General features: G+C 66.7%; 23 protein-coding genes. 12 read left to right on the plus strand and 11 right to left on the minus strand.

Features of this window, described 5'->3' with window-relative positions; genetic code table 11:
* Nucleotides 1-110: 110 nt before the first annotated feature.
* From IEZ15_RS12725 to IEZ15_RS12735, 3 genes are all read left to right on the plus strand, one after another.
* Nucleotides 111-818, plus strand: a complete 708-nt coding sequence (locus IEZ15_RS12725) for a PadR family transcriptional regulator (protein WP_189276619.1) — start codon at nucleotides 111-113, stop codon at nucleotides 816-818.
* A 61-nt stretch (nucleotides 819-879) separates the two neighbouring features.
* Entirely contained in the window at nucleotides 880-1,962 is a 1,083-nt protein-coding gene (locus IEZ15_RS12730; RefSeq protein ID WP_114245528.1) for an inositol-3-phosphate synthase, read from the plus strand.
* Between the two features lie 123 nt (nucleotides 1,963-2,085).
* Nucleotides 2,086-3,354: an MFS transporter gene (locus IEZ15_RS12735; protein ID WP_189276621.1), complete on the plus strand. Its 1,269-nt coding sequence runs from the start codon at nucleotides 2,086-2,088 to the stop codon at nucleotides 3,352-3,354.
* Nucleotides 3,355-3,486: 132 nt separating this feature from the next.
* Here IEZ15_RS12735 and IEZ15_RS12740 read toward each other — a convergent pair whose 3' ends face one another.
* Nucleotides 3,487-4,929: a CCA tRNA nucleotidyltransferase gene (locus IEZ15_RS12740; protein ID WP_189276623.1), complete on the minus strand. Its 1,443-nt coding sequence runs from the start codon at nucleotides 4,927-4,929 to the stop codon at nucleotides 3,487-3,489.
* A 183-nt stretch (nucleotides 4,930-5,112) separates the two neighbouring features.
* Between IEZ15_RS12740 and IEZ15_RS12745 the strand changes: the two genes are divergently transcribed.
* From IEZ15_RS12745 to sigM, 4 genes are all read left to right on the plus strand, one after another.
* On the plus strand, nucleotides 5,113-7,407 hold the full coding sequence (locus tag IEZ15_RS12745) for a DUF6049 family protein (RefSeq protein ID WP_189276624.1): 2,295 nt from the start codon (nucleotides 5,113-5,115) through the stop codon (nucleotides 7,405-7,407).
* A gap of 49 nt (nucleotides 7,408-7,456) precedes the next feature.
* Nucleotides 7,457-9,616 (plus strand): murein biosynthesis integral membrane protein MurJ, encoded by a 2,160-nt coding sequence (gene murJ / locus IEZ15_RS12750; RefSeq protein WP_189276625.1) that lies wholly within the window; start codon nucleotides 7,457-7,459, stop codon nucleotides 9,614-9,616.
* Between the two features lie 127 nt (nucleotides 9,617-9,743).
* A complete protein-coding gene (locus IEZ15_RS12755) occupies nucleotides 9,744-11,459 on the plus strand; it encodes a protein kinase family protein (RefSeq protein WP_189276626.1) in 1,716 nt (571 codons plus the stop codon).
* Between the two features lie 170 nt (nucleotides 11,460-11,629).
* Nucleotides 11,630-12,334 (plus strand): RNA polymerase sigma factor SigM, encoded by a 705-nt coding sequence (gene sigM / locus IEZ15_RS12760; protein ID WP_189276627.1) that lies wholly within the window; start codon nucleotides 11,630-11,632, stop codon nucleotides 12,332-12,334.
* Between the two features lie 74 nt (nucleotides 12,335-12,408).
* On the opposite strand, the gene IEZ15_RS46740 is transcribed toward sigM, so the two are convergent.
* Nucleotides 12,409-12,606 (minus strand): hypothetical protein, encoded by a 198-nt coding sequence (locus tag IEZ15_RS46740; RefSeq protein WP_308427398.1) that lies wholly within the window; start codon nucleotides 12,604-12,606, stop codon nucleotides 12,409-12,411.
* A gap of 186 nt (nucleotides 12,607-12,792) precedes the next feature.
* Between IEZ15_RS46740 and IEZ15_RS46745 the strand changes: the two genes are divergently transcribed.
* The 3 genes from IEZ15_RS46745 to trxA all read left to right on the plus strand — a co-directional run bounded on the left by IEZ15_RS46745 (nucleotide 12,793) and on the right by trxA (nucleotide 14,755).
* Entirely contained in the window at nucleotides 12,793-13,284 is a 492-nt protein-coding gene (locus IEZ15_RS46745; RefSeq protein ID WP_308427399.1) for an RsmA family anti-sigma factor, read from the plus strand.
* A gap of 133 nt (nucleotides 13,285-13,417) precedes the next feature.
* A complete protein-coding gene (gene trxB / locus IEZ15_RS12770; RefSeq protein WP_189276629.1) occupies nucleotides 13,418-14,380 on the plus strand; it encodes a thioredoxin-disulfide reductase in 963 nt (320 codons plus the stop codon).
* Between the two features lie 42 nt (nucleotides 14,381-14,422).
* A complete protein-coding gene (gene trxA, locus IEZ15_RS12775; protein WP_093895053.1) occupies nucleotides 14,423-14,755 on the plus strand; it encodes a thioredoxin in 333 nt (110 codons plus the stop codon).
* 84 nt (nucleotides 14,756-14,839) lie between these two features.
* Here the strand turns inward: trxA and IEZ15_RS12780 are convergent, their stop codons facing one another.
* The 9 genes from IEZ15_RS12780 to rpmH all read right to left on the minus strand — a co-directional run bounded on the left by IEZ15_RS12780 (nucleotide 14,840) and on the right by rpmH (nucleotide 21,725).
* Nucleotides 14,840-15,457: a GNAT family N-acetyltransferase gene (locus IEZ15_RS12780; protein WP_114245519.1), complete on the minus strand. Its 618-nt coding sequence runs from the start codon at nucleotides 15,455-15,457 to the stop codon at nucleotides 14,840-14,842.
* Nucleotides 15,458-15,757: 300 nt separating this feature from the next.
* Complete coding sequence (locus IEZ15_RS12785; protein ID WP_189276630.1) at nucleotides 15,758-16,858, minus strand: ParB/RepB/Spo0J family partition protein; 1,101 nt, start codon at nucleotides 16,856-16,858, stop codon at nucleotides 15,758-15,760.
* A complete protein-coding gene (locus tag IEZ15_RS12790) occupies nucleotides 16,855-17,931 on the minus strand; it encodes a ParA family protein (protein ID WP_093895164.1) in 1,077 nt (358 codons plus the stop codon). The genes IEZ15_RS12785 and IEZ15_RS12790 overlap by 4 nt, the downstream gene beginning before the upstream one ends.
* Before the next feature lie 291 nt (nucleotides 17,932-18,222).
* The gene (rsmG, locus tag IEZ15_RS12795; RefSeq protein ID WP_114245517.1) at nucleotides 18,223-18,939 is read right to left on the minus strand and encodes a 16S rRNA (guanine(527)-N(7))-methyltransferase RsmG; all 717 of its coding nucleotides are present in this window, start codon (nucleotides 18,937-18,939) and stop codon (nucleotides 18,223-18,225) included.
* 109 nt (nucleotides 18,940-19,048) lie between these two features.
* Entirely contained in the window at nucleotides 19,049-19,558 is a 510-nt protein-coding gene (locus IEZ15_RS12800) for a Jag family protein (protein WP_114245516.1), read from the minus strand.
* 14 nt (nucleotides 19,559-19,572) lie between these two features.
* Entirely contained in the window at nucleotides 19,573-20,838 is a 1,266-nt protein-coding gene (yidC, locus tag IEZ15_RS12805; protein WP_114245515.1) for a membrane protein insertase YidC, read from the minus strand.
* 3 nt (nucleotides 20,839-20,841) lie between these two features.
* The gene (gene yidD, locus IEZ15_RS12810; RefSeq protein ID WP_078852785.1) at nucleotides 20,842-21,201 is read right to left on the minus strand and encodes a membrane protein insertion efficiency factor YidD; all 360 of its coding nucleotides are present in this window, start codon (nucleotides 21,199-21,201) and stop codon (nucleotides 20,842-20,844) included.
* The gene (rnpA, locus tag IEZ15_RS12815; RefSeq protein ID WP_114245514.1) at nucleotides 21,198-21,569 is read right to left on the minus strand and encodes a ribonuclease P protein component; all 372 of its coding nucleotides are present in this window, start codon (nucleotides 21,567-21,569) and stop codon (nucleotides 21,198-21,200) included. The genes yidD and rnpA overlap by 4 nt, the downstream gene beginning before the upstream one ends.
* Before the next feature lie 18 nt (nucleotides 21,570-21,587).
* Nucleotides 21,588-21,725: a 50S ribosomal protein L34 gene (rpmH, locus tag IEZ15_RS12820; RefSeq protein WP_030930485.1), complete on the minus strand. Its 138-nt coding sequence runs from the start codon at nucleotides 21,723-21,725 to the stop codon at nucleotides 21,588-21,590.
* Nucleotides 21,726-22,106: 381 nt separating this feature from the next.
* Here rpmH and dnaA point away from each other — a divergent pair, with 381 nt between their 5' ends.
* Nucleotides 22,107-23,900, plus strand: coding sequence for a chromosomal replication initiator protein DnaA (dnaA, locus tag IEZ15_RS12825; protein WP_189276631.1), 1,794 nt, complete (start codon nucleotides 22,107-22,109; stop codon nucleotides 23,898-23,900).
* 1,040 nt (nucleotides 23,901-24,940) lie between these two features.
* Complete coding sequence (gene dnaN, locus IEZ15_RS12830) at nucleotides 24,941-26,071, plus strand: DNA polymerase III subunit beta (RefSeq protein ID WP_093895044.1); 1,131 nt, start codon at nucleotides 24,941-24,943, stop codon at nucleotides 26,069-26,071.
* Nucleotides 26,072-26,148 lie beyond the last annotated feature (77 nt).

The following is a 26,148-nucleotide window of genomic DNA, read 5'->3' on the forward strand; positions in this document are numbered from 1 at the left end:
CGATCTATCGTCTTGATGTATCGAGTCGATACATCAGCTCGGTACATCGACTCGGTAGATCAGCTCGGCACAGGGCTCCGCAGGAGCACTCGGAGAAGGAGGAGGCGAAATTGAGCAGGCGCTCAGGCATCCTCGAATTCGCCGTTCTCGGTCTGCTCCGCGAATCCCCGATGCACGGGTACGAGCTGCGCAAACGTCTCAACACCTCGTTGGGGATCTTCCGCGCCTTCAGCTACGGAACCCTCTACCCCTGCCTCAAGACGCTGGTCGCCAATGGCTGGTTGATCGAGGAGCCGGGAAACTCCCCGGCCGACCTTCCGCCTGCTGGCGGCCGTGCGGTCACCCCCGCCTCCTCGCTGGCCGGGCGCCGCGCCAAGATCGTCTACCGCCTGACGGCAGAAGGTAAGGAGCACTTCGAGGAGCTGCTCTCCCACACCGGACCCGACTCCTGGGAGGACGAGCACTTCGCAGCCCGTTTCGCCTTCTTCGGGCAGACGGAGCACGAGGTGCGGATGCGGGTCCTGGAAGGCCGGCGCAGTCGGCTGGAGGAGCGCCTGGAGAAGATGCGGGCCTCTCTGGCCCGCACCCGCGAGCGCCTCGACGACTACACACTTGAGCTGCAGCGACACGGCATGGAGTCCGTGGAGCGCGAAGTGCGCTGGCTGAACGAGCTCATCGAGAGCGAGCGGTCGGGACGGGATCAGCGACGGTCCTCGCCCGGGAGCGAAGCTCCGCAGAACACAGCAGGAGAGACGGACGGCCTGCCCCGGCACCGGGGTGACACCCCGCCGGATCCGTCCGACGACACCTCAAAGTGAGGTCCCCGCAGATCCGCGGGGCTTCATCGGGAACATCCATTACACACAGGGAGCAACCGGAATGGGTTCGGTTCGCGTAGCCATCGTCGGCGTGGGCAACTGCGCCGCCTCGCTGGTCCAGGGCGTCGAGTACTACAAGGATGCCGATCCGGCCGGCAAGGTGCCCGGTCTGATGCACGTCCAGTTCGGCGACTACCACGTGCGGGACGTCGAGTTCGTCGCCGCCTTCGATGTCGACGCGAAGAAGGTCGGTCTCGACCTCGCGGACGCCATCGGTGCCAGCGAGAACAACACCATCAAGCTCTGCGACGTGCCGAACGCCGGCGTCACCGTCCAGCGCGGCCACACCCACGACGGCCTGGGCAAGTACTACCGTCAGACCATCGAGGAGTCGACCGAGGCCCCGGTCGACATCGTCCAGGTCCTCAAGGACCGCAAGGTCGACGTCCTCGTCTGCTACCTGCCGGTCGGATCCGAGGTCGCTGCGAAGTTCTACGCGCAGTGCGCCATCGACGCCAAGGTCGCGTTCGTCAACGCTCTCCCGGTCTTCATCGCCGGCACCAAGGAGTGGGCGGACAAGTTCACCGAGGCCGGTGTCCCGATCGTCGGCGACGACATCAAGTCGCAGGTCGGCGCCACCATCACGCACCGCGTGATGGCGAAGCTCTTCGAGGACCGGGGCGTCATCCTGGACCGCACGATGCAGCTGAACGTCGGCGGCAACATGGACTTCAAGAACATGCTCGAGCGTGAGCGCCTGGAGTCCAAGAAGATCTCCAAGACGCAGGCCGTCACCTCCCAGATCCGTGACCGCGAGCTCGGCGCGGACAACGTCCACATCGGTCCGTCGGACTACGTGGCCTGGCTGGACGACCGCAAGTGGGCGTACGTGCGCCTCGAGGGCCGCGCCTTCGGTGACGTTCCGCTGAACCTGGAGTACAAGCTCGAGGTCTGGGACTCCCCGAACTCCGCCGGTGTCATCATCGACGCCGTCCGCGCCGCGAAGATCGCCAAGGACCGCGGCATCGGTGGCCCGATCCTCTCCGCGTCCTCGTACTTCATGAAGTCCCCGCCGGTCCAGTACTTCGACGACGAGGCCCGCGAGAACGTCGAGAAGTTCATCAGGGGCGAGGTCGACAACTGACGCGACCGGACACGGTGCGTCGGCGCGGCTCGGTGATGAGCGGCAACGCTCCTTCCCTTCCGCACCTTGAGGGTCCCCGGGTAATCCGCCCGGGGACCCTCAACGTATGTGACCCTTGATCACATGCCTGTCGTAGGTGATCTGCGCGTACTTCTGCGCCTTCGGAACTTCCGTCGTCTGCTCGCCGTGCGACTTCTCTCCCAGTCGGCCGACGGCGTCTACCAGGTGGCGCTGGCGGCTCATGTCGTCTTCTCCCCGGAGAAACAGGCGTCGGCGGCGGCCATCGCCTCCGCAATGGCCGTGCTGCTGCTGCCGTACTCGCTCATCGGCCCCTTCGCCGGCGTCCTGCTGGACCGCTGGCCACGCCGTCAGGTCTTTCTGTACGGCAACCTGCTGCGCGCCGCACTCGCCTGCTGCACCGCACTCCTGATCCTCGGCTCCGCACCCGACTGGCTCTTCTACGCCTCGGCGCTGTGCGTCACCGCGGTCAACCGCTTTGTGCTGGCCGGGCTCTCGGCCGCGCTGCCGCGTGTCGTCGACAGGGAACGACTGGTGGTGGCGAACTCGCTTTCACCGACCGCGGGCACCCTCGCCGCCACAGCCGGTGGTGGCCTCGCCTTCGTCGTGCGGCTGCTACTCGCCGACTCCGACGCGGCAGTGGTGCTGCTGGGCGCGGCTCTCTACCTTGCTTCGGCGCTGGCATCCCTGAGCCTTGCCACCGGGCTCCTCGGACCGGATCAGGACAGGGCCCGCATCCGGCTGCGGGAAGCTCTGGTCATCACCGCACGGGGGCTCGCCGACGGACTGCGCCATCTCGCGGGACGGAAGCAAGCTACCCGGGCGCTGGCCGCCATGACCGTGATCCGCTTCTGCTACGGGGCACTGACCGTGATGGTGCTGATGTTGTGCCGGTACGCCTGGTCCGACAGCGAATCCGAAGGCCTGGCCCTCCTCGGACTGGCTGTGGCGATTTCCGGTGCGGGGTTCTTCGCGGCAGCCGTGGTGACACCTTGGGCAGTGGGGCGGCTCGGCCGATTCCGCTGGATGGCGGTGTGCGCGGCGGCGGCGGCCGTCCTCGAACCCGCACTGGGGCTGTGGTTCATCCCCGTACCGATACTCGTCGCAGCTTTTATCCTCGGACTCGTCACCCAGGGGTCGAAGATCGCGACGGACACGGTGGTGCAGACCTCGGTGGACGATGCCTTCCGCGGCCGGATCTTCTCCCTCTACGACGTGCTGTTCAACGTGGCATTCGTGGGCGCTGCCGCAGCCTCCGCTCTCATGCTGCCCCCTAATGGTCAGTCGTTCGTGGTGGTGATCGGGGTAGCCACGCTCTATGTGGTCATCGCCGTACTGCTGTTCCGGTGGAGCCGCGCCGACAGGCCGCTCTAGCGGACCTGATGCGGCGAGGGGCTCTGTTTCACGTGAAACAGAGCCCCTCGCCGCATCAGGTCGCGGTCATGTTTCACGTGAAACATGACCGCGACCCGTTCCTCACCTCTGCCGGTCGAACCTCCAGCGCTCTCAGGTCTGCGCCGCCCACCACTTCTTGAGCTTCTCGACCGCCACGTCATGCTCCATCGGCCCGTGCTCCAGCCGCAGCTCCAGCAGGAACGCGTAGGCCTTGCCGATAACCGGCCCAGGACCGACACCCAGGGTCTTCATGATCTCGTTGCCGTCGAGGTCGGGCCGGATGGCATCCAGCTCCTCCTGCTCCTGCAACTGTGCAATGCGCTCCTCAAGCCCGTCATAGGTCCGCGAGAGGGCAGCAGCCTTGCGCTTGTTCCGCGTGGTGCAGTCCGAGCGGGTCAGCTTGTGCAGCCGCTCCAGCAGAGGCCCCGCATCACGCACATACCGGCGCACCGCGGAGTCGGTCCACTCGCCGTCGCCATAGCCATGGAAGCGCAGATGAAGCTCCACAAGCTTCGAGACGTCCTTGACCATCTCGTTGGAGTACTTGAGCGCAGCCATGCGCTTCTTGACCATCTTGGCGCCCACCACCTCGTGGTGATGGAACGAGACGCGCCCATCCTTCTCGAAGCGCCGCGTCCTCGGCTTGCCGATGTCATGGAGGAGAGCGGCAAGGCGCAGAACCAGATCAGGGCCGTCCTCCTCCAAGTCGATCGCCTGCTCCAGGACGGTCAGCGAGTGCTCGTAGACATCTTTGTGACGGTGATGCTCGTCACTTTCCAGACGCAGAGCGGGGAGCTCCGGCAGCACCTGCTGAGCCAGCCCCGTATCGACAAGCTGCGCCAGACCCTTGCGGGGGTTGGCGGAGAGCAGCAGCTTGTTGAGCTCCTCCCTGACCCGCTCGGCGGAGACGATCTCGATACGCCCGGCCATTTCCGTCATCGCCGTGACCACATCGGGGGCGACATCGAAGTCCAGCTGCGCGGCGAAGCGAGCAGCACGCAGCATGCGCAGCGGATCATCGGAGAACGACTCCTCGGGGGTGCCGGGAGTGCGCAGTACACGCTCGGCCAGGTCCTCACGACCGCCGTAGGGATCGATGAAGTCCTTCTGCGGAAGCGCTACCGCCATCGCGTTGACCGTGAAGTCACGACGGACGAGGTCTTCCTCGATGGAATCGCCGTAGGACACCTCGGGCTTGCGCGAGGTCCTGTCGTACGCCTCCGACCTGTATGTGGTGATCTCGATCTGGTAGCCGTCCTTCTGGACACCCACGGTGCCGAAGGCGATCCCGACCTCCCATACCGAGTCGGCCCACGGCCGGACGATCTTCAGTACGGCCTCGGGGCGGGCATCGGTCGTGAAGTCCAGGTCGTTCCCGAGCCTGCCGAGAAGCGCATCCCGGACCGAGCCACCGACCAGGGCGAGGCTGAATCCGGCATCCTGGAAACGGCGAGCAAGGTCGTCGGCGACCGGCGACACCCGCAGCAGTTCACTGACTGCGCGGTGCTGCACCTGGGTCAGGGCACGGGAGCTGTCTTCATTGGCGTTCGACACAACAGAAAAGGGTACGTGCCCGGACCGGCCCGGTCGTCCTGGTTTTGTCCCGCCCTGCGAGACTCTTCCGATCATGTAGCGGACTCCCCAGCACTTGGCACCCACGCACATCGTTACCATGCGGGGACGCAGCAACCGACAACCATCGACACCAGCTGACAACGACGAGGGACGGGTAGGCGCGTGGCCGAGGCGGCAGACATCCAGGGGATCGGTCCCTCTCCTGCCCGCCGGTGGCTGCGGCGCACAGCCTCCTTGATCATCGGGGCGCCGCTCGTCGCAGCTCTGCTGGTCGGACCGGCCGCACCCGCCGCACCCGCCGCACAGGCCGGCGGGACCGCCAAGGCCCCGACCGGCTCCGAAACAGTCAGTGTGTCCCTGGACACCGTCGCCCCGAGCGCGCCGGTGAAGGGGGACACCCTGACCGTCTCCGGCACCGTGACCAACAGAGGCAAGAGCACGATCACGCAGGCGGAGGTCGACCTGCGAGTGGGTCCGCGGCTCTTCGACAGGACATCGATCGACACCGCCGCCAAGCGCACCGAGTACGTCCCCGGCAGCGACCCGGCCCCACTCGGCGGCAAGTACACGGTGAAGTTCGCAAAGCTCCCTTCCGGAATAAGCCAGGACTTCACGCTGTCCGTCCCGGTCGGCAAACTGGGTCTCGGCGACGACGGCGTCTACCAGCTCGGCGTCTCGCTGTCGGGGCAGACCGCCCGGGCCCCGTACGGGGTTCTGGGAATCCAGCGCACCTTCCTGCCGTGGCAGGAAGCGGAGCGTGGCTCCAAGACGAAGGTCACCTATCTCTGGCCGCTCATCGCATCGCCACATGTCACTGCCGAGACCGGCTCCGACGATCAGCAGACGCCTGTGTTCGCGGACGACGACCTGGCCGCCGAACTCGCTCCGGGCGGACGCCTCGAACAGCTGGTCTCGCTGGGCAGTCAGCTGCCCGTGACGTGGGTCATCGACCCGGATCTGCTGGCCAGCGTCGATGCGATGGCGAGGAACTACCGCGTCAAGTCCGGCGACACGACCGTCGCCGGGAAGAACCAGGCCGTCGCCAAGCAGTGGCTCACCTCGCTGGAGGCCGCGGTCTCGGACAGCAAGGTCATCGCGCTGCCGTTCGCCGACCCCGATCTGGCGTCCATCGCACACCGCGGCAAGAACGTGTCGGGCACCCTCAGCCACCTGCAGACCGCCACGGAGGTGGCCGGGACAACGGTGCAGACCATCCTTCATGTGAAGCCGTCGACCGACTTCGCCTGGCCCGTCGACGGAGCGATCGACCCGTCGATCGTCGACGTCGCCACCTCGGCCGGCGCCCACAACGTGATCGCCCGCAGCGACAGCCTTCAGGAGACCGGCGGCCTGTCGTACACGCCCACGGCGGCCCGGCCGATCGGCGGCGGCACGACTGCGGTGGTCTCCGACGCCCGGCTCTCCACGGCTTTCCAGGGAGACATGTCGAAGGCGGGGAACTCCACCCTCGCCGTGCAGAAATTCCTCGCTCTGACCCTCGCTCTGACCCAGCAGGACACCGACACGGAACGGAGCATCGTCGTCGCACCGCAGCGGATGCCGACTGTCGCCCAGGCCCAGTCGATGGCCGACGCCCTGCACGCCCTCGACGACGAACGCTGGACAGAACCCCTCGGGCTCGTGGACGCGGCCGAGGCGAAGCCCGACACGGACGCGACGACCAGCGTCCCCGGATCGTCCCAGTACCCGAAGAAGCTCCGCAGCCAGGAGCTGCCCACCCAGGCGTTCCAGGACATCAAGTCCACCCAGGTCTCGCTCAACAACTTCCAGGTCATCCTCGCCCGTCCCGAGCGGGTGGTGACTCCCTTCGGCAACGCGGTCAACCGCTCCATGTCGACGTCATGGCGTGGCAAGCCGCTGGAGGCCCAGCAGTACCGGGACTCGGTACGCACCTATCTGCAGGGCCTCATCAACGAGGTCCAGCTCATCTCGAAGTCGGACGTCACCCTGTCCGGCCGCAGCGCCACAATCCCGGTGACCGTGCAGAACAGACTGTTGCAGGGCGTGGACCATCTGGTCCTCCGGCTCAAGTCGGAGAACGCGACCCGGCTCAAGCTGAACGGCGGCGGGGCCGTGGCGGAGCAGCCGATCCGGATCGCCGGCGGCCACAGCCAGTCCGTGAAATTCGACGCCGCGGCCAACGTCAATGGCCAGGTGCAGATGACCGCACAGCTCTACACCGAGGACGGCACACCGTACGGCGGAGAGATGACCTTCACCGTGAAGGTCTCCGAGGTCACCCCGACCGTGCTGCTCGTGATCGCTGGTGGGCTGCTCCTTCTGGTCCTCGCAGGCATCAGGATGTACACCCACCGCAAGCGCGCCAACGCGGGCGGGGACAACGGCGGCGAACCCGAGCAGCCGAGTGACCCGACCCCGGACACCGGTCCGGAAAACGGGGAGCCGTCGGGCTCGGGTGAGAAAGTGGAACGTTGAGCGATGTCTGTCGTGGCCTGTCGGCCGGGGACGATGAGGTGGGGTTTCGATGAACGCGCCGTACGACGGTGACCGCGGTCAAGGTGCGGACGGAGCCGGGTCTTCCGGCGGGCCCCCGATGCCGCCCGGACCGGGCCAGGTTCCGCCGACGCCCGATCCGTACCTCCAGACCGCGTACGACCACGATCCCTACCGGTCCCAGGATCTGTCCGTCCAGGACCCGGTGACCGAGGCGCTGTACGACCGCGCCGCGCACCCGCCGCCACCCCCTGGCACCTACCAGCAGCCCCAGCCGCTCTACCAGCAGCCGCCCGTGGCGCAGTACGCACCCGATCCGCGTATCTGGGCGCAGACCCCGCCGCCCGAGCCCGACGGCCCGTCGCGATACCTGCCATACGGCGATGACCCGGTGACCACCCAGTTCGTCGGGGTGGACGATCTCGTCAGCCAGGCGTCCCAGGACCGCGACCAGCCGGACGCCTTCGCGCATCTGTTCCGGGACCAGGAGGGCCCGACAGGTTCCTCTCCCGTTCCCGCGGAGCCCGAACCGGCCCCGGCTCCCGCACCGCCCAAGTCCGGCGGCCGGGCCTCCGGCCTGCTGAAGTCCAGTGCGGTGATGGCGGCCGGCACGCTCGTGTCCCGGCTCACCGGATTCGTCCGCAGCCTCGTGATCACCGCCGCGCTCGGTGCGGCACTGCTCGGCGACAGCTTCACCATCGCGTACACACTGCCGACGATGATCTATATCCTCACCGTCGGTGGCGGGCTGAACTCGGTCTTCGTTCCCCAGCTCGTGCGATCCATGAAGGACGACGAGGACGGCGGCGAGGCCTACGCCAACCGGCTGCTGACTCTCGTGATGGTCGCGCTCGGTGTGATCGTCGCGATCGCGGTATTCGCCGCTCCGTGGCTGATCCACATGATGTCGCCGACGATCGCCGGGGACGCGGCCGCCAACAGCGTCGCCGTGACGTTCGCCCGGTACTGCCTGCCGACCATCTTCTTCATGGGCGTGCATGTCGTGATGGGCCAGATCCTCAACGCCCGCGGCAGGTTCGGCGCGATGATGTGGACCCCGGTCCTCAACAACATCGTCATGATCTTCACGTTCGGCATGTTCATCTGGGTCTACGGCACCTCCGCCGAATCCCAGATGGGCGTCCAGACGATCCCGCCGGAGGGCGTCCGGCTCCTGGGCATCGGCACGCTGCTCGGTCTGGTCGTCCAGGCCCTGGCCATGGTCCCGTATCTGCGTGAGGCCGGCTTCCGTTTCCGGCCGCGCTTCGACTGGAAGGGGCACGGGCTCGGCAAGACGATCAAGCTGGCCAAGTGGACCGTCCTGTTCGTCCTGGCCAACCAGGCAGGCGTACTCGTCGTCACCCAGCTCGCGACCTCGGCGGGCAAACTGTCCGGCAAGGACGGCACCGGCATCCTCGCGTACTCCAACGCCCAGCTCATCTGGGGCATGCCGCAGGCCATCATCACCGTGTCGGTCATGGCGGCCCTGCTGCCCCGCATCTCTCGAGCCGCCCACGACAACGACCCGGGCGCCGTCCGCGACGACATCTCTCAGGGACTGCGGAACTCGGCCGTGGCGATCGTGCCGGTAGCCTTCATGTTCCTCGCCCTCGGCCTGCCGATGTGCACGCTCCTGTACGCCTCCGCAGGCACCGAAGCCGCCCGCTCCATGGGCTTCATCCTCATGGCATTCGGTCTCGGCCTGATCCCGTACTCCGTGCAGTACGTGGTGCTGCGCGGCTTCTACGCCTACGAGGACACCCGGACGCCCTTCTACAACACGGTCATCGTCGCCGCGGTCAACGCGGCCGCCTCGGCCCTCTGCTACGTGGTTCTGCCGGCCCAGTGGGCCGTAGTCGGCATGGCTGCCTCGTACGGACTCGCCTACGCCGTCGGCGTGGGCATCGCCTGGCGACGGCTGCGCAACCGGCTGGGCGGTGATCTGGACGGCGCCCACGTCGTACGCACCTACGCCCGTCTGTGCCTCGCTGCCATCCCGGCAGCGGTGCTCGGCGGCGGCGTCGGCTTCGCTGTTCTCCTGGGCCTCGGCGAAGGCGCCTTCGGGTCGCTCGTCGCGCTGATCTGTGGTGGGGCCGTTCTGCTGGGCGTCTTCTTCATCGCCGCCAAGCGGATGCGGATCGAAGAGATCAACGGCATGGTCGGCATGGTCCGCGGGCGGCTCGGGCGCTGAGAATCACCGGCCGCACAACCATCACCGCCCTTTGCGTGTCGTGCATAGCGCCGGAGTGTGGGCACAATTGGCGTGACTGTGCAGAGCTGGCTGGCATCGCGCAACGGATGGGGAGGCAGGAACGACGGTGGCGGAACGTAGCACGGCTGCCGTCGACGTGGCCGACAACAGCGGTGATGAACCGCTGGCCGCCAAGGCGGACGAGGCCACGACCGACGGGACGGCAGAAGCTCAGGACACAACGGGCACAAAGCCGCAGAAAACGGACGGTGAGCACATCAACACCGAGGCGACCCTGCCGACCCCGGATCTGCACAGCGGGCACAAACTCGCCAGACGCTACCGGCTCGAAGAGTGCGTCACCCGTCTGGACGGATTCAGCAGCTGGCGCGCTGTCGACGAGAAGCTGCGCCGCGCGGTGGGCGTGCATCTGCTCCCCGCCGACCACCCCCGAGCCCGCTCCGTGCTGGCCGCAGCCCGCTCCTCCGCTCTGCTCGGCGACCCGCGCTTCGTGCAGGTACTCGACGCGGTGGAGGAGGACGACCTCGTCTATGTCGTCCATGAATGGCTCCCCGACGCCACCGAGCTCACTTCTCTACTGGCCGCGGGGCCGATGGACGCACACGACGCGTACCAGCTCGTCAGCCAGGTCTCCCAGGCCATGGCAGCCGCACATCGAGAAGGTCTCGCACATCTGAGGCTGACCCCGGGTGCCGTGCTGCGAAGCTCGACCGGGCAGTACCGGATCCGCGGCCTCGCGGTGAACGCTGCCCTGCGGGGCATCACCAGCGACGGCCCGCAACGCGCGGACACCGAGGCTATCGGCGCCCTGCTCTACGCCGCCCTGACCCAGCGCTGGCCGTACGAGACCGATGCCTACGGCCTGTCCGGGCTACCCAAGGGAGTGGGGCTGATCGCCCCCGACCAGGTACGGGCCGGTGTTCACCGCGGTCTTTCCGAGCTCGCCATGCGCGCACTCGCCAATGACGGCGCAACTGCCTCCCGGCAGGAGCAGCCGTGCACCACCCCGGACGAGCTGGCCAAAGCCGTTGCCGCGATGCCCCGCATCCGCCCTCCGGAGCCCACTTTCACGGCGCCCCCGGAGTACCAGCGCACGACCTACCAGCGAGGCACCTACGGACGTCCGCCCGCAGGCCCCGGCGCCACTCCACAGCCCGTGATCGCCGTGCCTCCGGCCCCGCTCCAGAGCCGCACCGGCAAGGTCCTCAAGTGGGCGGTGTCCGCACTGCTCATTGCCGCCCTGGGCCTCGGCAGCTGGCAGCTCGCGGAGACACTCCTCCACGGAAAAGACTCCGGGACTGAGGACACCACACAGACCACCCCGGAGAGCGGCGACAACAAACCGCGCCCCGCGGCCAAACCGCTGCGGATCGCCGATGCGACAGAGTTCATGCCCAGCGGCACCGGAATAAGCGAGAAGGACGTACCCAAGGCGATCGACGGAAACCCCGACTCAGCCTGGGTCACCAAGCGGTACCGGGGCTACGCGAACTTCGGCAACCTGGCGCCCCGCAGAGACGGCAGCGGCATAGTCATCGATCTGGGTAGCGTTCAGGACGTCGCCGGCATCAAGATCGAGATGTACCGCAGCGGACAGAAGGCCGAGGTACTCGCGGCCGAAGCGAGCGCCTCCGCCCCGTCGTCTCTCTCGGACTTCTCTCAGCGCCTCACGAAGCTGGAAACCGTGGGGAGCGATCTGAAGAAGACCTTGGACAAGCCCGTGCGGACCCGCTACGTCCTGGTCCACCTCACCGAACTGCCGTCGGACGGAACAGCCGATGGCTACCGGGGCGGGATCTCGGAGATCTCGGTACTCGGCTGACGGAACAGGCCGGTGGGAGAAACTCCCACCGGCCTTTCTCGCAATCGGACCGGCCGACGTAGACGATCACAACCCCACGGCGGGCTGTGCAGCTTCCGCCCCCTGCCCCTGCTCACTCGAATCGTGATAGACAGACGCACCTTGACGCAGAGAAAGGGAGGGAGGGGGAGGTGGCCGCCGAGCCGTCAGAACCACTCAGCGACTCAGACCTCCTCGCTCGCCATGTGGCCGGTGAACCCGAAGCCTTCGGCGAGCTCGTACGGCGCCACCGCGACCGGCTGTGGGCTGTGGCGCTCCGGACTCTGGGCGACCGCGAAGAAGCCGCCGACGCCGTCCAGGACGCCCTGGTCTCCGCTTTCCGGGCCGCCCACACCTTCCGCGGCCAGTCCGCCGTCACCACTTGGCTGCACCGCATCACCGTCAATGCCTGCCTCGACCGGGTCCGCAAGGCGGCCACCCGCAAGACCGCGCCGATCGATGACGCCGAACGGTTCGAGCAACTCCTTGAGCCGCACGAGTCGGCAGAGGCACCGGCAGAGCGCCAGGACCTGCACCGCGAGCTCTTGGCCGCACTCGCCACTCTCCCCGCCGAGCAGCGTGCCGCACTTGTCCTTGTGGATATGCAGGGCTACCCCGTGGCCGAGGCGGCACGCATCCTCGATGTACCGACAGGCACCGTGAAGAGCCGCTGTGCACGGGGCAGAGCCCGGCTCGCTCCGCTACTCACTCACCTCCGCAGTGAGGGCGCAGAAGCCGATGAACCCACCGCGGGAAGGAACCGGACGCCACGCGCATCCGTCCCACCCGCATCGGGGCCGAAGGACGCAGGGACAAACAATCCTGCTGCAGTGAAGGGCGGAGGTGGCCGCACATGACATCAACGTCCGACACGACCCAGCACCCGGATGTCTCGGAGATCTCTGATCTCACGGAAGGACTGCTCCCGCCATCACATGCGGCAGACGTACAAGGCCATGTGAATGGCTGCGAACTCTGCGGTGATGTCCTTACCTCCCTCATGGAGATCCGCGAGCTTCTCGGCACTGTGCCTGCACCGCAGCACATGCCCGACGATGTCGCAGGACGCATCGACGCCGCGCTCGCCGCCGAAGCTCTCAGCGCCACGGCACCCGATGGCACGGTGCATGTTTCACGTGAAACAAAGCTCTCTGTGGCACAGACGCCGGACGCAGAACCCGGTCTCCCAGACCGCCCCGCAGGGCATCCCAGGGCAACCACGGGCCCCGGCCGCCGAACGGTCCGGCGCCGACGCCGCACAGCTGTACTGGGCGCCGCTCTCGGCGCAGCCGTGGTCGGTGTGAGCGTCTTCATCATGCAGAACGTCCAGCCGTCCCAGGAGGACTCCGCCGCCCTCAAGGCGGCGGACCGCGGCTCCAGCTCAGCGGCAAGCGGCACCGCAGCCTTCTCGGAGTCCACCCTCGAAGGCCGGGTGCAAACGCTCCTTCTGAGTGCCGGCACGAAGCCGTCGGGTTCAGACGGTGTCGGCGCTGAGAAGCAGGCGCCATCCGTCGAGGCGCAATCGACGCCCAAGAGCGGCTCTCCCGCGTCCGAGTCATCTCAAGCACCCTTGCGCGCACCCGTCGTGTCAGTCCCGAGTTGCGTGGAGCTGGGCATCGGGCGGAAAACTGCGGCCCTCGCCGTGGAAGAAGGCACCTACGAAGGCTCGGATGCCTTCCTCGTCGTCCTGCCCCACCCCTCCGACGCGACCCGCGTCCAGGCATATGTCGTCGACGCGGCCTGCGTCCGGGAAAAGCCCGCTGCCAAGGGGAAGCTACTGCTGACTCACGCCTACGCGCGCCCCTGAGAATCGCGCCCGCCGCCGCCCCGGCACGTCGGGAATGCATCCCCCGTAGGATCCGTTGGGTGGGGTGAGAGTCGTTGAACCGACCCCAGTAGGCGTGGACAGTAGGCAGTCTGCAGAGACGAGGAAGAAACCCGTGAGCGACGTCCGTAATGTGATCATCATCGGCTCCGGCCCTGCGGGCTACACGGCCGCTCTTTACACCGCACGCGCCTCACTGAAGCCGCTGGTGTTCGAAGGCGCCGTCACCGCGGGCGGCGCGCTGATGAACACCACCGACGTGGAGAACTTCCCGGGCTTCCAGGACGGGATCATGGGCCCCGAGCTCATGGACAACATGCGCGCCCAGGCCGAACGCTTCGGCGCCGAGCTCGTCCCCGACGATGTCGTCTCCGTTGACCTCACCGGAGACATCAAGACAGTCACCGACACGGCCGGCACGGTGCACCGCGCCAAGGCCGTCATCGTGACGACCGGCTCCCAGCACCGCAAGCTCGGTCTGCCCAACGAGGACGCCCTCTCCGGGCGTGGCGTCTCCTGGTGCGCCACCTGTGACGGCTTCTTCTTCAAGGACCAGGACATCGCCGTGATCGGCGGCGGCGACACCGCGATGGAGGAGGCAACCTTCCTCTCCCGCTTCGCGAGGTCGGTCACCATCGTCCACCGCCGCGACTCGCTGCGAGCTTCCAAGGCCATGCAGGACCGCGCCTTCGCCGACCCGAAGATCAAGTTCGCCTGGGACAGCGAGGTTGCCGGAGTGCACGGGGAGCAGAAGCTGTCCGGCCTGACCCTTCGGAACACCAAGACCGGCGAGACGTCCGAGCTCGCGGTTACCGGCCTGTTCATCGCGGTGGGCCACGACCCGCGCACAGAGCTCTTCAAGGGCCAGCTCGACCTCGACGAGGAGGGCTACCTCAAGGTCGAAGCTCCCTCGACGCGCACCAACCTCACCGGTGTCTTCGGCGCCGGTGACGTCGTCGACCACACCTACCGGCAGGCCATCACTGCTGCCGGCACGGGTTGCTCGGCCGCTCTCGACGCAGAGCGCTTCCTCGCTGCGCTCGCTGACGACGAGAAGGCCGCTGCGGCCACCGTCTGATCCACGCCTCACCCCACACCCCAAGTAGTTAAGGAGGTCGCCGTGGCCGGCGCCCTGAAGAACGTGACCGACGACTCCTTCGACGAGGTCGTCCTGAAGAGCGACAAGCCCGTGCTGGTGGACTTCTGGGCCGCGTGGTGCGGTCCGTGCCGCCAGATCGCGCCGTCTTTGGAGGCCATCGCTGCGGAGCACGGCGACCAGATCGAGATCGTCAAGCTCAATATCGACGAGAACCCGGACACGGCCGCCAAGTACGGCGTCATGTCCATCCCGACCCTGAACGTCTACCAGGGCGGCGAGGTCGCCAAGACCATCGTCGGCGCCAAGCCGAAGGCTGCCATCCTTCGCGACCTCGAAGGCTTCATCGGCGAGTAGGACCGTGGTCCGCTGTTTCACGTGAAACGGGTCCATCCCCCCGGGGGGGGATGGACCCGTTTCACGTTGTCATGGACTCTCGGATCAAAGAGGCCGCAGCGCCGGCTCCTTCTGGACGGCACCCAGCAACCGGTCCAGCGCCAGCTCGACGTCCTCCTTCCAGGAGAGCGTCGTACGCAGTTCCAGTCTCAGCCGCGGATGAACGGGATGCGGCCGTACAGTCTTGAAGCCGACCGCGAGGAGATGATCCGCGGGAAGCACGCAGGCAGGCTCCTTCCATCGGGCGTCGCCGAAAGCCTCGATCGCCCTGAATCCCCGACGCAGCAAGTCCTTGGCGACGGTCTGCACCATGACTCGGCCCAGCCCCTGCCCCTGGTACCCCGGCACGATCCAGCCAGTCATCAACTGCACGGCATCGGGGGAGACGGGGCTCGTCGGAAAAGCCGTCGAGCGCGGCACGTAGGCAGGCGGTGCATAGAGAACGAAGCCCGCCGGCGCATCGTCGACATAGACAACGCGGCCGCACGATCCCCACTCCAGCAGAACGGCCGAGATCCATGCCTCTTTCTCCAGCTCGGGCGTTCCCGCCTTTACTGCAGCTTCCCCACTGACCGGATCAAGCTCCCAGAAGACACACGAGCGGCAACGCCTGGGGAGATCGGAAAGGTTGTCCAGTGTGAGCGGTACGAGCCGACGCCCCATGAAGGCTGTTCCTCACTTCCTTCGCCCGCCGCATCGCGTACGGCAGTCAGTGCACTCCGTTCAAGGAGCAGGCTGCCGACGAACCCTCCGACAGCCCCCAGGCCCAGCCCCACTGTCACCAGTCGGCTGCGGCTCACTGATCGCATGGCCCTCCCTCCGCCGAGGTGGCTCAAGCCGGATGTGCCATACCAGAACGCATCGTATCCACCCAGCGGCGAAGCCGACACCGAGAGAAAGCAAAGGGCGGGCCGTATTCCGGTATCCCCGGAACACAGCCCGCCCCAGTCCATCGGGGAGAGGTCAGCCCTCGTCGCCCTCGGCAGAACCCTCAGAGGAGGCCTGATCCAGCACGCGCCCCTCACCCGGTGCCAGGCTGCCGAGAATGCGGTCCAGATCCTCCATCGATGCGAACTCGACGACGATCTTTCCCTTCTTCTGGCCGAGGTCGACCTTCACCCTGGTCTCGAAGCGGTCCGAGAGCCGGGAAGCAAGATCGGACAGCGCAGGCGACACCCGGCCACCGGCCCGCGGCCCCTTGGCCTTGGCAGTGCTCGTGGGACTGGATCCCATCAGGGTCACAATCTCTTCGACCGCACGCACCGACAGCCCCTCGGCCACAATGCGATGTGCCAGCCTGTCTTGCTCCTCCGAGTCGTCCACGGACAGCAGCGCCCGTGCATGACCGGCCGACAGCACCCCGGCCGCGACCCTCCGTTGGACCGGAGGCGACAGCCTCAGCAGTCGCAGCGTGTTGGACACCTGCGGGCGGGAACGCCCGATCCGGTCGGCCAGCTGGTCATGCGTGCACTTGAAGTCCTTGAGCAGCTGGTCGTACGCGGCTGCCTCCTCCAACGGGTTCAACTGAGCCCGGTGCAGGTTCTCCAAGAGCGCGTCCAGGAGAAGCTTTTCGTCGTCCGTGGCCCGGACAATGGCGGGGATCCGCTCCAGACCGGCCTCACGGCAGGCCCTCCAGCGCCGCTCGCCCATGATGAGCTCGTAGCGCTCCGGCCCCATCTTCCGCACCACGACGGGCTGGAGAAGGCCCACCTCCTTGATGGAGGTCACCAACTCGGCAAGCGCGTCCTCGTCGAATACCTCACGGGGCTGACGAGGATTCGGGGTGATGGAGCCGAGAAGAACCTCGGCAAAGTACGCTCCCGCGGCTCCCACAGATTCCGCGCCTGCCTCGGGCTCCGAAACCGGCGCACTCGGCTCCGGCACAACCGGAACGGGCGCAAGCGTGGCCACTTTCGCAGCGGCCACTCCCCGCTCTGCCGTCATGACAGGACCCGCCCCAGGAGAGGTCGAGCCCACCCCCGTGGACGGCACCTGCTTCTCCTGCGGAGCGGCGGGGATCAAGGCACCTAGCCCACGCCCCAACCCTCTTCGACGCTCACTCACTGGATCCCCTCCGAAATGCTCTGCTGACTGTTCCCACTGCCCGTGTGGGCATGCTGGGCCTCGTACTGCACCCCGACGCCCCGCAGGGCGATCTCACGCGCCGCTTCGAGGTACGACAGCGATCCACTCGAACCCGGGTCGTAGGTCAGTACGGTCTGCCCATAACTCGGTGCCTCTGAAATCCGCACCGACCGCGGAATGCTCGTCCGCAGCACCTCCTTGCCGAAGTGGCTGCGTACCTCCTCCGCGACCTGCGAAGCGAGCCTGGTCCTGCCGTCATACATGGTGAGCAGAATCGTCGACACATGAAGATCGGGGTTGAGATGCCCCCGCACCAGATCCACATTGCGCAACAGCTGCCCCAGCCCTTCCAGTGCGTAGTACTCGCACTGGATAGGAATCAGCACCTCGGCACCGGCGACCAGAGCATTGACCGTCAGCAGACCGAGCGAAGGCGGGCAGTCGATGAGGATGTAGTCCAACGGCTGCTCATATGCCTGGATCGCCCGCTGCAGTCGACTCTCCCGCGCCACCAGCGACACCAACTCGATCTCCGCACCGGCGAGATCGATAGTGGCGGGGGCGCAGAAGAGGCCTTCGACGTCCGGAACAGGCTGAACCACCTCGGAGAGCGGCCTGCTCTCCACCAGGACGTCATAGATGGAGGGGACTTCGGCATGGTGATCGATACCCAGAGCCGTAGAGGCGTTCCCCTGCGGGTCAAGGTCGACTACCAGAACACGTGCGCCGTGAAGCGCGAGCGAGGCGGCAAGATTGACCGTCGTGGTCGTCTTGCCCACACCACCCTTCTGGTTGGCCACCACCATGACGCGCGTCCGGTCAGGACGGGGCAGGCCCTCACCGGCGCGGCCAAGGGCCTCGACCGCCAGCTGGGCCGCGCGACCGATGGGTGTGTCATCCATCGGCGGCGGTGTTTCACGTGAAACACCCTCCCCCGCCGATTCGGTTCGGGGACCGGGGACCGGATCGGTCATCGGTCCCGCGATGTTGGCGTCGGACCGCAAGGATTCACTCTCCTCGACTTCAGGCTCGCAATGAACAGAGCCTGCCATGCTTTCGGGGTCGTGAACCAGCGAGGCCCGCTCTTCTGTGGATGAATCCACTTCTGTGGACAACTCCGTAGCCCTAACGGGCCTGCGGTGCCGCGGCGCGGCAGCCGCACGGCCGCGACTGATGATCCCATGCAGCAGAGAGCGACGTTTCACGTGAAACACGATGCCCCTGCAGCCTAGCTACAGGGGCACGACACTCCGCGTGGGGTATGTATGACCGCTTGCCGGGAGCGTCACCGACAGACAACACAAACTGTATGTAACGGATGAATTCGCACCGTGACCAGGCGTTCAGCGACGACGTCTCGTACGGCTCGTCCTCGCGGCCTTGGCCCTCTTTGCGGCGAACCTCACACCGCCCGGACTCTCCCCGACCACCACACGCACCACCGTGGTCATCGGATCGACAACGCCCTCCCCGACGTGCAACACCTCGGTCTCCACCACACCGAGCTTGCTCAAGGCCGCACGGGCGCCGACGATCTCCTCCTCGGCCGCATCCCCCTTGAGCGCCAGCATCTCTCCGTACGGACGCAGCAGCGGAACTCCCCAGCCGGCCAGCCGATCGAGCGGAGCCACAGCCCGAGCCGTCACAACGTGAACCGGCTGAAGCGTCCCAAGAACCTCCTCGGCCCGACCACGCACAACCGTCACATGGTCCAGGCCCAGCAACTCGACGACTTCCTGGAGGAAATTCGTCCGCCGAAGCAAGGGCTCCAGCAAGGTGATCTTGAGATCCGGACGCACCAGCGCCAGCGGGATACCCGGAAGCCCGGCACCGGAGCCCACATCGCAGACCGTGACGCCCTCAGGCACGACCTCGGAGAGCACCGCACAGTTCAGCAAATGCCGCTCCCACAGCCGCGGCACTTCACGCGGACCGATCAGTCCCCGCTTCACCCCGGCATCCGCCAGCAGTTCCGCGTACCGGACAGCCTCCGGAAAGAACTCACCGAAAACCGCCCGCGCCCCTTCGGGCGCCTGGGGAAGCTCTACTTCCGCCGTCACGGGAACCGTCCTTCCATACCGCACTACCGCACTGTGGGTGGCTGACTATCAGGCTGACAAAGATCGGCCCCGCCTGCGAACAGACGGGGCCGACAGAACAAGGGTCCGGTCAGGCCGGGAGAACGACGACGAAGCGCTGCGGCTCCTCGCCCTCGGACTCGCTACGCAGACCAGCGGCCGCGACCGCATCGTGCACAACCTTGCGCTCGAACGGCGTCATCGGGTCCAGCTTCACCGGCTCACCAGTGCTCTTGACCTCGTCCGCGGCCTTGGCACCCAGCTCGGCGAGCTCAGCCCGCTTCTTGGCCCGGAAGCCTGCGATATCCAGCATCAGCCGACTCCGGTCACCGGTCTCCCGGTGCACAGCAAGCCGCGTCAGCTCCTGGAGCGCCTCCAGCACCTCACCGTCGCGGCCCACGAGCTTCTGCAGATCACGTGCCGAGTCGCTGATGATCGAGACCGCGGCCCGGTCCGCCTCGACGTCCATGTCGATGTCGCCGTCGAGATCAGCGATGTCGAGCAGGCCCTCGAGGTAGTCCGCTGCGATCTCACCCTCCTGCTCAAGGCGGGTCAAGGTGTCGCTGCCCTCAGCGGCCGTGGAGGTGGTGCCTTCCGTCACGGATGGACTCCTTCTTACTTCTTGGACGGGTGCTTGGGCCGCTGCGGGCCCTTGCGCTGTCCGGACTTGGCTTGGCGTGAGGAGCCGGACGCGGGCTTGCCCGCCGGCTTGGGCTTGTCGTCCTGCGATGCGTCCGGCTTCTGCAGAGAGGTCTTGGATCCCGACTCGGTCGAGTCGGTGTCCTTGGCCCCCGCCTGCTGGGCAGCACCTGTCTGACGCTGGGCCTTGGTCTGGCGCTTGGGCTGCTGGCGCCGCTGCGCGGCTCCGCTCTCGGACTCGGCAAGAGCCGTATCGCTCTTGATCAGCGTGCCGTCCTCCTGGGCGGCGAAGCCCAGCTTCGCCAGCCCAGTGATGAACTTCCGCTCGATGTCATTGCGATCCGAACCCTTGGACACGATCCGCTTGACCGTATTGCGCTTGGTCCTGCCACGAACCTCACCGTGAGCAGTGACGCTCTTCAGCAGACGTCCCAGGTACTGGTCCTGCGCCTTGCTGCCCGGGGTCGGGTTCTGGTTGATCACGTACATCTGCTGACCCATGGTCCAGACGTTGGTGGTCAGCCAGTAGACGAGGACACCGACGGGGAAGTTGATGCCCATGACGGCGAAGATCACCGGGAAGATGTACATCAGCATCTTCTGCTGCTGCATGTACGGCGTCTTGACCGTCAGGTCGACGTTCTTCGTCATCAGCTGGCGCTGGGTGAAGAACTGCGACGCCGACATCATCACGATCATGATCGCGGTGACGACCCGGACGTCCAGCAGAGAGGCACCGAGCGCCTGGACCTTCGCTTCGCTGTCCATGAACTTGGCAGCGAGCGGAGCACCGAAGATGTGTGCCTGACGGGCGCTGTCGAGCAGGGGCTGGTCGATGACACCGATCGTCTTGCCCGAGGCGATGGCCGAGAGCACGTGATACAGGGCGAAGAAGAACGGCGACTGCGCCAGGATGGGAAGGCACGAGGAGAGCGGGTTGGTGCCCGTCTCCTTGTACAGCTTCATCATCTCTTCGGACTGACGCTGCTTGTCGCTCTTGTAGCGCTCCTGGATCGCCTTCATCTTCGGCTGGAGCACCTGCATGTTCCGGGTCGACTTGATCTGCTTGACGAAAAGCGGGATCAGGCAGATCCGGATCAACACCACCAGGGACACGATGGACAGGCCCCAGGCCCAGCCCGTGTCATCGCCGAAGATCGCTCCGTACAACGTGTGGAACTGGACGATGACCCATGAAACAGGCCAGGTGATAAAGCTGAACAGACTGGCAATCGTGTCCACTAATCAGGCTCCTTGAGCTTTGGGCGAGGTCTCTGAGGCCGGGCTAGGGGGTTCGGAGACCGTCCCCCCAGGAGGCACATCAGCGGCGGAGTCCCCGCCCTTGCTGCCACGTATTGCATTACGCAGCAGTTCGTGCCAACGCGGGCGTTTGCGTGGCGGGACGTGATCCACGCCGCCGGGTGACCACGGATTGCACCGCAGGATGCGCCAGGCCGTCAGCGCAGTTCCCTTGATCGCTCCGTGCCGGTCGATCGCCGTATATCCATAGTGGGAACACGACGGGTAGTAACGGCAGACAGGCCCGAGAAGCGGGCTGATCGTCCACTGATACAGCTTGATAAGAGCCAGCAGCGGGTACTTCATCGCGCGCCCCCTCCCAGCAGCCGCTGCAGAGCGGCGTCCAGGTCTCGGGCCAGCTGTTCATGGTCGGCGTTGCCCGCTCCGGGCAACGCTCGTACGACAACCAGGCTACCGGGGGGCAGCAGGGCCAGTCGCTCGCGGACCAGATGGCGAAGCCTGCGCTTCACCGCTGTGCGCACAACCGCTCCACCCACAGCTTTGCTGACAACGAAACCCGCACGCGGCGGGGGAGCGTTCTCCCCAGTCACGTGCGGGTCCGTTGCACCGCTGCGTAGATGCACGACGAGAAGCGGGCGGCCGGCCCGGCGTCCTCGACGTACTGCGGTCGCGAAGTCCTCGCGCCGCCTCAGCCGATTCTCGGTAGGCAGCACGTCATGACCTGTAAGCGATCAGGCGGACAGGTTGGCGCGACCCTTGCCACGGCGGGACGCGAGGATCGCGCGGCCGGCACGGGTGCGCATACGCAGCCGGAAGCCGTGGGTCTTCGCGCGACGACGGTTGTTCGGCTGGAAGGTGCGCTTGCTCACTCGGGGGCTCCAGAAATGACTCGTGTGTTGGCGGGACATCGCCTGGCTGTCACCGTGCGCCCACGAGAGACTCGCGTAAACGCCATAGTGCACCGCTTCACAATCACAGATCGTGATCTTTGCCCATCGGAGGCAGGCGGCAGCAGCCATCGACAACTCGACCTGGTCACGGTACGCGCGGCTACGCCATCCGGTCAAACCGGCTCCCCAGCACCCCCCACTGTGCACAGCCTGTGGACAACAACTTGAACCACGCGGGTCGGCCTGACTACCGTGGCTGAACTCCGGTTCTTTTTCTTCCTGCGTGCCGGTCCTCACCCATCCCGACCCATCCCGTCCCGAGAACCACACATTCGTGGGACCAGCGAGAGAGCGTGCCTTGTGGCTGATGTACCTGCCGATCTTGCCGCAGTGTGGCCACGAGTGCTGGAGCAACTCCTCGGGGAGGGCCAGCAGGGCATCGAGCCGAAGGACAAGCAGTGGATCGAGCGCTGCCAGCCCCTCGCACTGGTCGCCGACACGGCGCTGCTCGCCGTCCCCAATGAATGGGGCAAGCGAGTCCTGGAAGGCCGGCTCGCGCCGCTCATCAGCGAGACGCTGAGCCGCGAGTGCGGCCGCCCGATCCGCATCGCGATCACTGTCGACGACTCCGCGGGCGAACCTCCGAGCCCGCCCGCGCCCCCGATGCATCAGTCCCAGCAGCACCGCTACCAGGGACCGCAGCACGATGAGCGCCAGCACAACGACGCATACGACGGATACGGACACCGGCCCTCCGACGACGGCATGCCGACGGCCCGGCCCGCCTACCCCGACTACCAGCAGCAGCGGCCCGACCCCGGCGCGTGGCCGCGCACCCAGGAGGACCTCTCCTGGCAGCAGCCCCGGCTCGGCGGATTCCAGGACCGCGACACCTCGGCGGAACAGTGGCGCGAGCCGTACGCCGGCGGCCGCCCCCAGCAGCCGCAGCACGACTACCGGTCGCAGCCGCCCGAGCGTCAGAGTTACGAGCAACAGCGCTCCGAGCGCCACGACATGCAGGACCCCCAGCACCGCCAGGGCGGCGCCGGCACCGGACGGCCCGGCGGCGCCACCGGGCCGATGGGCGCACAGCCCGCTCCCACGCCCGGCCCCGGCGAGCCGGCGGCCCGGCTGAATCCGAAGTACCTCTTCGACACCTTCGTCATCGGTGCGTCCAACCGATTCGCGCACGCCGCAGCGGTCGCCGTCGCCGAAGCACCCGCCAAGGCGTACAACCCGCTCTTCATCTATGGGGAGTCCGGACTCGGCAAGACCCACCTGCTGCACGCCATCGGGCACTACGCCCGCAGTCTCTACCCGGGCACCAGGGTGCGGTACGTGAGCTCCGAGGAGTTCACCAACGAGTTCATCAACTCGATCCGCGACGGCAAGGGCGACACCTTCCGCAAGCGCTACCGCGATGTGGACATCCTGCTGGTCGACGACATCCAGTTCCTGGCGAGCAAGGAGTCGACGCAGGAGGAGTTCTTCCACACCTTCAATACGCTCCACAACGCCAACAAGCAGATCGTGCTTTCCTCGGACCGGCCGCCCAAGCAGCTGGTGACCCTGGAAGACCGGTTGCGGAACCGTTTCGAGTGGGGTCTGACCACCGATGTGCAGCCGCCGGAGCTGGAGACGCGGATCGCGATCCTCCGCAAGAAGGCGGTGCAGGAGCAGCTCAACGCCCCGCCGGAGGTACTGGAGTTCATCGCCTCCCGCATCTCCCGGAACATCAGGGAGCTGGAGGGGGCGCTGATCCGGGTCACGGCCTTCGCCAGTCTCAACCGCCAGCCGGTGGACCTCGGGCTGACCGAGCATGTGCTGAAGGATCTGATCCCGGGTGGCGAGGACTCGGCTCCGGAGATCACGGCGACGGCCATCATGGCGGCGACCGCGGACTACTTCGGTCTGACGGTCGACGATCTCTGTGGAACCTCGCGCAGTCGCGTGCTGGTGACGGCCCGCCAGATCGCCATGTATCTCTGCCGGGAGCTGACCGATCTCTCGCTGCCCAAGATCGGGGCGCAGTTCGGCGGCCGCGACCATACGACGGTGATGCACGCGGACCGGAAGATCCGTGCGCTGATGGCGGAGCGACGCTCCATCTACAACCAGGTCACCGAGCTCACCAACCGCATCAAGAACGGCTGACGGACCACCGGCACGCGCTCTCCGTACGCGCTGAAAGGGCGCCTGGGGAACCCTCACAGGGTTCCCCAGGCGCCCTTCTCCGTTGCCCAAGGCTTGCCCGAAGCCCTTCCAGAGGGGGCGTCCCGGAGGGCTTCCAGGTGTCGTTCGAAGTCCTCTTGAAGCTGTCCCGCCCCCTCCTGAAGCCTTCCCTGAGCCCCTCACCGAGCCCTTCCGGAGCCCTGGCGGGCCCTTCCGCCCCCGGCCTCTGAGGCTCCTCTGCAGTCGCGGTGTTCGAATACCTGGCGCCGGCCGTCCGTTCTCCACAGATCTGGAGAGATTTTCCCCTCCACAGCCTGGGGATCCGGAAGTTGTCCATATTGCTTCCACAGGGGCGACTGCCGATACTCCATCAGGCCAGGTCAAGGGCCTGGGGATTTGTGGTCAACAGTGATCCACAGCCTGTGGACAAAGTATTCGTCCACAGAGAGCCGATGATGTTGTCCACCGGCGGCCCACAGCCCGGGCCACGTTGTCCCCAGCTTTCTTGAGCTTCTCCACACCCCTGTCCACTGTTCGGCAACGCAACACCGCCTTTCACTGCGCCGAGTGAAAGGCGTCACATCAAGAGGGCGGGTTGGGCTGTGGGGAACATGGGTAAAGCTGGGGACAGCCCTGGGGAGAACCCCCCCTGTCCTGTGCATCGGGTGTGCAGAACTTTCGTGTGTCCACAGAATCACCGGGTTGTCCACCGGTGCCACCCACAGGGGCGGTGGACAAAAAACTGGGCCTGACCTGCGGAAACGACGTTATCCACGGTTTCCACAGGCCCTACTACTACTGCCACCTAGAGTTAGCCCGGAATCCGCTTCGAAGTGGGGCCTGTGCACAACTCGGCGCCGGAGCTCTCCGAACCTCTTGTCGCGACTTGACCCCGAGCAGCACCGAGTGTCGGTGCCGTACGTCAGACTGGTCCCCGGCGTCCTCCCGCTGTCATCGGCGGGAGACCCGATCAGACGACGAAGGCCAGCAGGGCGAGCGAGCAACAGCAGGAGGCGGTTCCGGTGAAGATCCGGGTGGAGCGCGATGTACTCGCGGAGGCTGTGGCCTGGGTGGCCCGTAGCCTCCCGGCCCGTCCGCCGGCGCCCGTTCTTGCGGGCCTTCTGCTGAAGGCTGAGGACGGCGTCCTCAGCTTCTCCAGCTTCGACTACGAGGTCTCGGCCCGGGTCTCGGTGGATGCCGAGGTCGAGGAGGACGGCACGGTGCTGGTCTCCGGCCGGCTGCTCGCCGACATCTGCCGCGCCCTTCCCAACCGCCCGGTGGAGATTTCCACAGACGGTGTACGGGCCACCGTGGTCTGCGGCTCCTCGCGATTCACACTCCACACCCTTCCTGTGGAGGAATACCCGGCGCTGCCGGAGATGCCGACCGCGACCGGCACGGTCCCGGGTGAGGTCTTCGCCTCGGCCGCCGCCCAGGTCGCCATCGCCGCGGGCCGTGACGACACGCTGCCGGTCCTGACCGGTGTGCGGATCGAGATCGAGGGCGAGACCGTCACCCTGGCCTCCACCGACCGTTACCGCTTCGCGGTCCGCGAGTTCCTCTGGAAGCCGGAGAACCCGGATGCCTCGGCTGTCGCCCTGGTGCCCGCCAAGACGCTGCTGGACACAGCCAAGGCGCTGACCAGCGGTGACACGGTGACTCTGGCGCTGTCCGGCTCGGGTGCAGGTGAGGGCCTGATCGGTTTCGAGGGCGCGGGCCGGCGTACGACCACGCGACTGCTCGAAGGCGATCTGCCGAAGTACCGGACGCTGTTCCCCACCGAGTTCAACTCGGTCGCGGTCATCGAGACGGCTCCGTTCGTCGAGGCCGTCAAGCGTGTGGCTCTCGTCGCCGAACGGAACACTCCGGTGCGGCTCAGTTTCGAGCAGGGTGTGCTGATCCTGGAAGCGGGTTCCAGTGACGATGCACAGGCTGTGGAGCGGGTCGACGCGGTGCTGGAGGGTGACGACATCTCGATCGCCTTCAACCCGACCTTCCTGCTGGACGGTCTGAGCGCGATCGACTCGCCGGTGGCCCAGCTCTCGTTCACGACGTCCACCAAGCCTGCGCTGCTCAGCGGCCGTCCGGCCGTGGATGCCGAGGCGGATGACGCATACAAGTACCTGATCATGCCGGTCCGCCTTTCCGGCTGATCCGGCCATCGGTCCTGCAACAGCAGCTCCCGGCGGGCACGCTCAGTGCCGAGCATGCCCGTCGGCCTGTCCCCTGC

This window comes from Streptomyces atratus, from assembly GCF_014648655.1.
Classification (GTDB): domain Bacteria; phylum Actinomycetota; class Actinomycetes; order Streptomycetales; family Streptomycetaceae; genus Streptomyces; species Streptomyces atratus.

Bases quoted from the DNA above. Each gene is read 5' to 3' on its own strand.
- IEZ15_RS12790 (WP_093895164.1), bottom strand. From the start codon at position 17,931: ATGGCAGGCTCTGTTCATTGCGAGCCTGAAGTCGAGGAGAGTGAATCC.
- murJ (WP_189276625.1), top strand. From the start codon at position 7,457: ATGAACGCGCCGTACGACGGTGACCGCGGTCAAGGTGCGGACGGAGCC.
- IEZ15_RS12735 (WP_189276621.1), top strand. From the start codon at position 2,086: ATGCCTGTCGTAGGTGATCTGCGCGTACTTCTGCGCCTTCGGAACTTC.
- IEZ15_RS12730 (WP_114245528.1), top strand. From the start codon at position 880: ATGGGTTCGGTTCGCGTAGCCATCGTCGGCGTGGGCAACTGCGCCGCC.
- IEZ15_RS46745 (WP_308427399.1), top strand. From the start codon at position 12,793: ATGCAGAACGTCCAGCCGTCCCAGGAGGACTCCGCCGCCCTCAAGGCG.
- IEZ15_RS46740 (WP_308427398.1), bottom strand. From the start codon at position 12,606: ATGCACCGTGCCATCGGGTGCCGTGGCGCTGAGAGCTTCGGCGGCGAG.
- IEZ15_RS12780 (WP_114245519.1), bottom strand. From the start codon at position 15,457: ATGGGGCGTCGGCTCGTACCGCTCACACTGGACAACCTTTCCGATCTC.
- yidD (WP_078852785.1), bottom strand. From the start codon at position 21,201: ATGAAGTACCCGCTGCTGGCTCTTATCAAGCTGTATCAGTGGACGATC.